Consider the following 6,769-nt stretch of genomic DNA (forward strand, 5'->3'; position numbering starts at 1 on the left):
ATCGGCATTAGCCAATGGCTCGCTTTTTTATTGGATAATTTAGGTAGATGTTAGACCCTAGCGTCCACCCGCAATTTCGGTGAAAGAGCCAGTCACATAAGAAGCTTCGTCTGAGAGTAACCAAGCAATCGCATTTGCTACTTCTTCCGGTGTTCCGCCTCTTTGCATAGGTAATGAAGGTGCTACCCGGTCAACTCGTCCCGGTTCGCCACCGTCAGTATGAATATCGGTGTAAATCAACCCCGGTCTCACCGCATTAACCCGAATGTTCTGAGCTGCTACTTCCAGAGATAAGCCTTTCGTTATTGAATCTACTGCGCCTTTTGATGCGGCGTAATCGACATACTCAAAAGGTGCGCCTAGCCTTGAAGCAGCAGAAGATACGTTAACAATTGCCCCGCCATCGGTCATGCGCTTAACGGCTTCCCGACAACATAAAAAGCAACTGGTGGCGTTGGCAGCCATCACCTTGTTAAATCGTTCGAGTTCCATATCGACGAGTCGGGACTGAGTAAACAACGCACCCGCATTATTCACCAAATGCGTAAGCTTACCGAGTGCTTGCTCTGTGGTATCAAACAAGCGAATCACATCACTTTCGACGGAAACATCTGCCTGACAGGCAATGGCTGTACCACCTTTCTCTTCAATTAACCGGACGGTCTCTTCTGCTTCTTCTGAACGGGTTCTGAAGTTCACACACACTTTATACCCTCTGGAGGCGAGCAGTAGGGATGTTGCTTTCCCAATTCCTCTGCTTCCTCCGGTCACAATCACGACGTTGTTCATATTTACTCCTAACGTTGAACGCGTTCAGAACTATAGCTGTATGGTCATAAACTCACTGTTAGGATCTGGCTGGTAATCTGCGAAGGGAGGGCAGTACTCAAATCCATGCTTTTCATACAAAGTACGTGCAGGTTTGAAAAATTCCATTGACCCTGTTTCCAGGCTGAGTCTTGAATAGTTTCTCTCATTTGCCACGTTCAATACATGCTTTAAGAGTTGGGAGGCGACGCCTCGATTTCTGGCAGTGCGCGCCGTTCTCATGGATTTGATTTCAGCATGAGTTTCATCCAACTGCTTTAGTGCAGCACAGCCGAGTAGTTCTCCTTCATCCCATGCTGACCAAAATGTGATGTCTGGTTTTTTTAATGCGTCCAGATCCAGTGCGTGAACGCTTTCTGGCGGGGAAGTGGCGTACATGTCTTCCAAATGTTCATTGAGCAAGGCGATGATCTCTTGTCCATCCAGAAGGTCGATTTTGATTTCCACTTTTTACTATCCTTATACAGCGAAATTAAATCTAATTTGAGTTGGTAACAAAGCACATAATACGCACTCGCGTCAATGATTTACTGGATGACAAAGCCAGACTCGCGTGTCGCGTTGGTGGCTCAAGAAGATAACTGTGCCAGCCTTCAAGCGAGCTTCGGAATGATTTCAGAACCGAATTCTCCTCCGTACATGGTTGAAGGGCTAAATGATGGCAACCATGAACCAACCCGTCTCCCGTTGCCTTGAGTAACGATTCCTTTAAAGCCCATAAGTTATAGAACTCAGTGGAATCCTTCGCCACTTCTGTTTTATGAAGGATATGATTTGCACGTTTTTTCCAGCGAGATGCATGGTTATGGACTGCGATATCTATACCAATCTCAGAGTGACAGGTAATCCCAACAACCATGATTTTCTGGCTGTGAGAAGCGTTAAATTTAAGGTCATAGCCTTCCAGAAAAGGTTTTCCATAAGTGCTTTTACTTATTTGGTGCGCTTTGGGTGACAGCCCAGTGTATAAGGACAGAACATGTCGTTGGAAAAGCTTACTGGATGCAAATTGCCAGCGGCTTTTATCTGGTTTGAGCTCATATTGGGTTCGTTCTGAATCGGATAAGTCATCTAAGTGCTGAGACACCCAGCTCTGAGAAGGAAGCCACAACCAGACATGAGCTTCATCTGGTTGCGGTTGTTCCATTCCGATAGTCTTGGAATTCGGCATGAATTTGAACAACTATGCCGTTTTGGTGGTTTGTATGAATCCGCCATCCAAAACCAAATTGTCACCACTTTTGAAAGGGCGCTGTGTTGCAAGTGTAAACGCAAGCTGAGCGACTTCTTCCGGTTCGGCGAATCTCTTAAGCGGGATCCGGTCAAACGCACCTTTTTGTTTATACCAAGGAGCTTGCTTTATCATCTCTGTGGCAACCGGCCCTGGAGAGATCGCGTAGCTGACTAAATTTGGCAATGTCGCAGGTGGCTGTAATCCAAGTTGTTTAGTCCAATCGATGATCATCGCTTTAGCGACAGCATATGCGCCTTGCCCTGCTCGCGGTCGAACCCCTGAAATGCTGCCCAAGTTGATAATACAAGGTGACGCGGACTTTTCCATCAGTGGTACGCATTGGTCAAACATTGCCTGAGCTGCGTGAAAGTTTGTCGAGATAACCGCTTGCCAGTCTTCCTGAGATATCTGAGGAATAAGGTTGTCTCGCAAAATACCCGCGTTATTAACAAGCACATCTAGGTGGTTGATGCTCGCCAGCGCTTTTTCCGTTTGCTCTGGATTATTGATATCAAAAACCAGCGGGATGATGACGGCGCTATTGGCTTGTAACTTTGCCACTTTGGCTTCCACTTCTGGTGTTAGCGTTCGTACGTTCAGGTACACCGCAAAGTCCTTTTGAGCAAAATGCTCGGCGATGGCTGCACCGATTCCTTTTCCAGCTCCTGTGATTAAAACGGTTTTCATTTCAACTCCTTATGCCATTTGCAAAGGTTGCGGTGACCACTCGACAGATTGAGCGGTAAGGTATTCAATCCCTTGCATCCGAGACAGCGATGGATAACTTTCAGCGGTGAAAGGCGTATCTCCGTAAAGAAAGTTGATGCGTGCTTTTTTTCCTGCCAGCTCCATTGCAGCTATCTGACACAGTGTTTGAGCACCAGTTTGAATAACGGGATCCGTTCCTTTGTTCCAGTAGACCCAAAACTGGCAACCACGTTTTCGCATTAATGGGCGATAGAGTTGCTGCATCAACGCAAACAGACTGTCCAAGGTGGCTGGTGTCGTGTTTCCGGTAAATGCCAGAACAATGGGATCTTTTGATTGTGCAATGGTATTGATTGCCTCTTCGTCCAGAGTGCTTTCTTCTGAAGCAGCAAAGCTTTGAAGCTGCCCGTCTGGATGTTTGAGATAAAGATCAAATGAATTAGTCATAGTGGGACTCCAGAAAGCCTTGAATGATTTGATTCACTGCGGAGTGAGATTCGATGTTTGCAGCGTGCGTGTGGATTGGCAGACACTCCCACTGAAAACCGGGATGCGAATCCACTAATGCTTTTTGCTGATCGGGCGGGCAGATGATGTCGCCTTCCGTTCCGACCAGCAGTGCTGGCGCTTTGAGACTATCGGCGTCAGATAAGGTCCTGCGACTTATTGTGTCCAGAAACCCTAATACCGCTTCCTTCGAGTGGTTGTATTCGACGTATCGTTGTACCACAACAGGTTGAAATTCACTGAGTTGCCGAACATATTGATCGCTGAAAAACCAAGGGTAGATAGACAAGAATATCGTCGACAGCGCAACATCGGTTTCCATCATATGCTGGACACTTGCCATCATCTTTTTGCCTCTGGCAGAGATATCCAGCCCGGAATTGACCAAAACGAGTTGCTGAATACGAGCAGGGAATCGCTTTGCCAACTCCAAGGCTAAAATACCGCCAAAGGAATACCCGACTATCGTTACGTTTGGCAGCTTCAGCTCAGAGATAAGATCGGCGATGGCATGGCAAAGATCGTCGTAAGTAAAAGGCTGGAAGGTCTTTGACTCTCCACAACCCGGATAATCAATGAACAGCTGACGGTGCTGCTTTTTGAAAAACGGATAACGGCTCTGCTTAATCCAAGACGGCTCTCCATGAAAAACGCCATTCAGGAAGACCAGAGTGCGGTCTGCATTCTGATTGCCTTTCTCAGTGTAATTCAGCTCAAACTGGGGCGTGGTGTACTTCACAAAACCACCTCTTCCTTACGATATTTTGCAAAATCTCTTAGTAAGTCACATGCTTCAAAGTGCTTGTGCGGTGCTCTTCGCAGTGTGACATGTGAAATCAGAGCCGAAGGCTCACCACTGCCGTCTGAAACAACGAATCGAGAACGCTGATCTTTGTCGTCTATGTCATTCACATAGCCGCGTGCTGTGTATTCTGTTTCTGGGTTAAACGGAGCGGGGAAGTAGGCGTTTTCCAGCTTAACGGGTAGCTTGGCGTGAAAGTCGGGTTTGGTTGTGCTTTCAATCTGAATGCAATTCAAAACGGAAAGTTGTAAGACGGAATCAAACGCCAGTGGAGATAACCAGAAGCCCAGCCCCTGCTCGATAGACTGCCAGTTATCTAATCGTTTCAGGTTGAATTTGCCGGCGATCCCTTCTAATTCTGTATCCAGATAGATGTGACCTGTGATGGTTTGAAACAGCGGACCATGGGTAGGGTGAATCTTTTGGTAATACAGAGATTGTGGCAATTCAACAGGGTTAAGCGTTTTAGGCTGTGCAGTAAAATCCGATTCCGGCAAGACCTTGTTAAGCTCAATAACCGCGGTTGCGACCGTGCAGTCTTTTCGGATGACTTTACCGTTTTTGTTAGTCAAATCCATCATCAGCCGAACTTCAAACTCACCGCTTTCGGTTCGGGTACATTCAACTTTTACACTCTGGGTTTTTCCGAATGGAACAGCGATACCGCGCAGTTGTTCCACTTCTTTGAAGAACAGGGGATAGGGGTTATCCAGCCCAGAGCAATGTACCGCAGCTTGCAGCATTAGCTCTGTTGTATAGGCGAATGGGAACAGGCAGACACCACCAAATACGTGATGTTTCAGTGCTACCATTTTGTTTGGATCTATAGTCAGGCTGAGCAGCGATGTGTTGTCGCTTTTCTCGATAGAATCTGCCCAATGAATAAAGAAAGGAGACGAATGACTCATCGACCTCTTTGCTCCTGTAGTTGATAGTTTTTGAATTCGGCAATCAGGCTGTTGTCTTCCTGATTTCTAAGGGTGAGATTGACGTGACTTTCGTCTTTCCCTTGCATGATTTGCGTGACCACAATGCGACCAGTAAGCGGACCATGAAAGCAGATTTCCTCTACATCGGATGGCCAGGCTGGGCGATCTCTGAGGAAAGCGTAAAACACCAGATACTGGATACCGGAAATCGTCGCGTTAACGTGTGTGGTTAGCTTCACGTCTGGCGAGCTACCAAGGTAATATCGGGTGGTATCAAGCATGTCTGAGAAACTGATCAGACACTTTTTCTCTTCCGACCAGCGATAGTCATCGTTAGGGGTGACAAACAGCTGTCCCATGACCGCTAAGCTTTTATTGCGAAACCTATTGACGGTAGGAAGGGGTAATGGTTCCAGTTCATCAACAGGCACGATTTCTGTGCCTTCAGTACGTTCAAAATCCAGCGTTGCAGAGAAGGCTGAGACATTTGTGCGGATGACCTTTCCACTTTTAGACAGCTTGTCGCACCCTATGACGATATTGAAAGCGTCTTCTGTTCTTGAAAACGTCAAATACAAGCGGTTGTCCATATCAGGTTGGATCTGAATAAAGCGCTTCGAATCGATGTTTTTAACGGCGAAGCTATCAAGCTCAAGCTCAAGCTCAAGCTGATCAACCAAAGGGCTTTGTTGCAGCAGAACGACGGCGTACTCCAAAAGAAAGACTGTTGGAATCACCACGTTGCCATCGATAGTGTGAGAGTACAGATAGCGGTGTTCTATCAGGTTTATGTTGAGAACGAAGCTTGCCTCTGTTTCACTAAACTCTTTGGAAACAATGCTGTTGTCTAAAAGGCCTACGCTCATTTTTCACCCCCGAAGCGAGAGAAGATGACCGTGGCATTCTGCCCACCAAATCCAAAGTTATTTGACATGACATGCTCAATTGGCAGTTCGCGCGCGCCATCACCTACGTAGTCCAGATCCAGCTCTGGATCGGCTGTCCGGTAGTTTCGTGTACCATGAATTTTGTTATCACGAATCGCGTTGATGCATGCCACTGCTTCAAGTGAACCCGCCGCCATAATGCCATGACCAATCATTGATTTGGTTGAAGACACCGGAACCTGATTTGCGTATTCACCGAAAACCTTTCTGATTGCGTTAGTTTCGGTTTTGTCGTTCATCTTGGTGGATGTACCGTGGGCATTGATATAGCTGATTTGCTCTGGTTTAAGACCTGATGTTTCCAACGCGCCTGCAAGTGTTCGGAATGCCGCTCTGCCTTCTGGATCAGGGTCTGTGGCGCGGTATCCGTCGGTGAATGAACCGTAACCCGTTACTTCCGCCAGTATGGTTGCTCCTCGTTTGGTTGCAGACTCCAGACTTTCCAGAACTAGAATGCCGCAGCCACTCCCCATCACGAACCCGCTTCGCTGTGCATCAAACGGTCGACAAGCAGTTTCGGGATCTGGATTTGTGGTAAGAGCACCGATACGAGTAAATCCAATCATGCCGTTAATGTCGAAGTCGTATGCGCCGCCAACGATGGCGGAATTTAAGCGACCTCGACGGATTTTCTCGAAGGCTTCGCCAATGGCATTATTTCCGGATGCGCAAGCCGTTCCGATGCTTAGGCTTGAACCTGTCAGACCATAAAAGCGAGCCACAAAGTGATTGATACTGTCCACGTCATCGAGAAACGGGCGATTTGCCATGGTTGGACTTTTACGCAGCTGAGCCAGCCATTTAGCCGAATCGT

9 protein-coding genes are annotated in these 6,769 nt (G+C 47.2%); all 9 read right to left on the bottom strand.

The window, feature by feature from the left end:
* Nucleotides 1–57 precede the first annotated feature (57 nt).
* Nucleotides 58–789, bottom strand: a complete 732-nt coding sequence (locus RH89_RS10395; protein WP_004401695.1) for an SDR family oxidoreductase — start codon at nt 787–789, stop codon at nt 58–60.
* 30 nt (nt 790–819) lie between these two features.
* Nucleotides 820–1,275, bottom strand: coding sequence for a GNAT family N-acetyltransferase (locus tag RH89_RS10400; protein WP_004401697.1), 456 nt, complete (start codon nt 1,273–1,275; stop codon nt 820–822).
* Nucleotides 1,276–1,306: 31 nt separating this feature from the next.
* Nucleotides 1,307–1,975, bottom strand: a complete 669-nt coding sequence (locus RH89_RS10405) for a 4'-phosphopantetheinyl transferase family protein (RefSeq protein ID WP_004401701.1) — start codon at nt 1,973–1,975, stop codon at nt 1,307–1,309.
* A 36-nt stretch (nt 1,976–2,011) separates the two neighbouring features.
* On the bottom strand, nt 2,012–2,749 hold the full coding sequence (locus RH89_RS10410; RefSeq protein ID WP_004401704.1) for an SDR family NAD(P)-dependent oxidoreductase: 738 nt from the start codon (nt 2,747–2,749) through the stop codon (nt 2,012–2,014).
* A gap of 9 nt (nt 2,750–2,758) precedes the next feature.
* Nucleotides 2,759–3,217 carry a hypothetical protein gene (locus tag RH89_RS10415; RefSeq protein ID WP_004401705.1) on the bottom strand — a complete coding sequence of 153 codons (459 nt, stop codon included), beginning with the start codon at nt 3,215–3,217 and terminating at the stop codon, nt 2,759–2,761.
* Nucleotides 3,210–4,016: an alpha/beta fold hydrolase gene (locus RH89_RS10420; protein WP_004401706.1), complete on the bottom strand. Its 807-nt coding sequence runs from the start codon at nt 4,014–4,016 to the stop codon at nt 3,210–3,212. Before RH89_RS10420 ends, RH89_RS10415 begins: the two co-directional genes overlap by 8 nt.
* Nucleotides 4,013–4,987 (bottom strand): hotdog family protein, encoded by a 975-nt coding sequence (locus tag RH89_RS10425; RefSeq protein WP_004401707.1) that lies wholly within the window; start codon nt 4,985–4,987, stop codon nt 4,013–4,015. Before RH89_RS10425 ends, RH89_RS10420 begins: the two co-directional genes overlap by 4 nt.
* Nucleotides 4,984–5,874: a hypothetical protein gene (locus RH89_RS10430; protein WP_004401708.1), complete on the bottom strand. Its 891-nt coding sequence runs from the start codon at nt 5,872–5,874 to the stop codon at nt 4,984–4,986. The genes RH89_RS10425 and RH89_RS10430 overlap by 4 nt, the downstream gene beginning before the upstream one ends.
* The coding region (locus RH89_RS10435) for a beta-ketoacyl-[acyl-carrier-protein] synthase family protein (RefSeq protein WP_004401709.1) at nt 5,871–6,769 on the bottom strand (899 nt) is incomplete at its 5' end. The genes RH89_RS10430 and RH89_RS10435, both read right to left, overlap by 4 nt.

It is taken from the genome of Vibrio nigripulchritudo ATCC 27043, from assembly GCF_000222685.1.
Lineage (GTDB): Bacteria > Pseudomonadota > Gammaproteobacteria > Enterobacterales > Vibrionaceae > Vibrio > Vibrio nigripulchritudo.

Bases quoted from the DNA above. Each gene is read 5' to 3' on its own strand.
- RH89_RS10395 (WP_004401695.1), bottom strand. From the start codon at position 789: ATGAACAACGTCGTGATTGTGACCGGAGGAAGCAGAGGAATTGGGAAA.
- RH89_RS10405 (WP_004401701.1), bottom strand. From the start codon at position 1,975: ATGGAACAACCGCAACCAGATGAAGCTCATGTCTGGTTGTGGCTTCCT.
- RH89_RS10410 (WP_004401704.1), bottom strand. From the start codon at position 2,749: ATGAAAACCGTTTTAATCACAGGAGCTGGAAAAGGAATCGGTGCAGCC.
- RH89_RS10415 (WP_004401705.1), bottom strand. From the start codon at position 3,217: ATGACTAATTCATTTGATCTTTATCTCAAACATCCAGACGGGCAGCTT.
- RH89_RS10425 (WP_004401707.1), bottom strand. From the start codon at position 4,987: ATGAGTCATTCGTCTCCTTTCTTTATTCATTGGGCAGATTCTATCGAG.
- RH89_RS10430 (WP_004401708.1), bottom strand. From the start codon at position 5,874: ATGAGCGTAGGCCTTTTAGACAACAGCATTGTTTCCAAAGAGTTTAGT.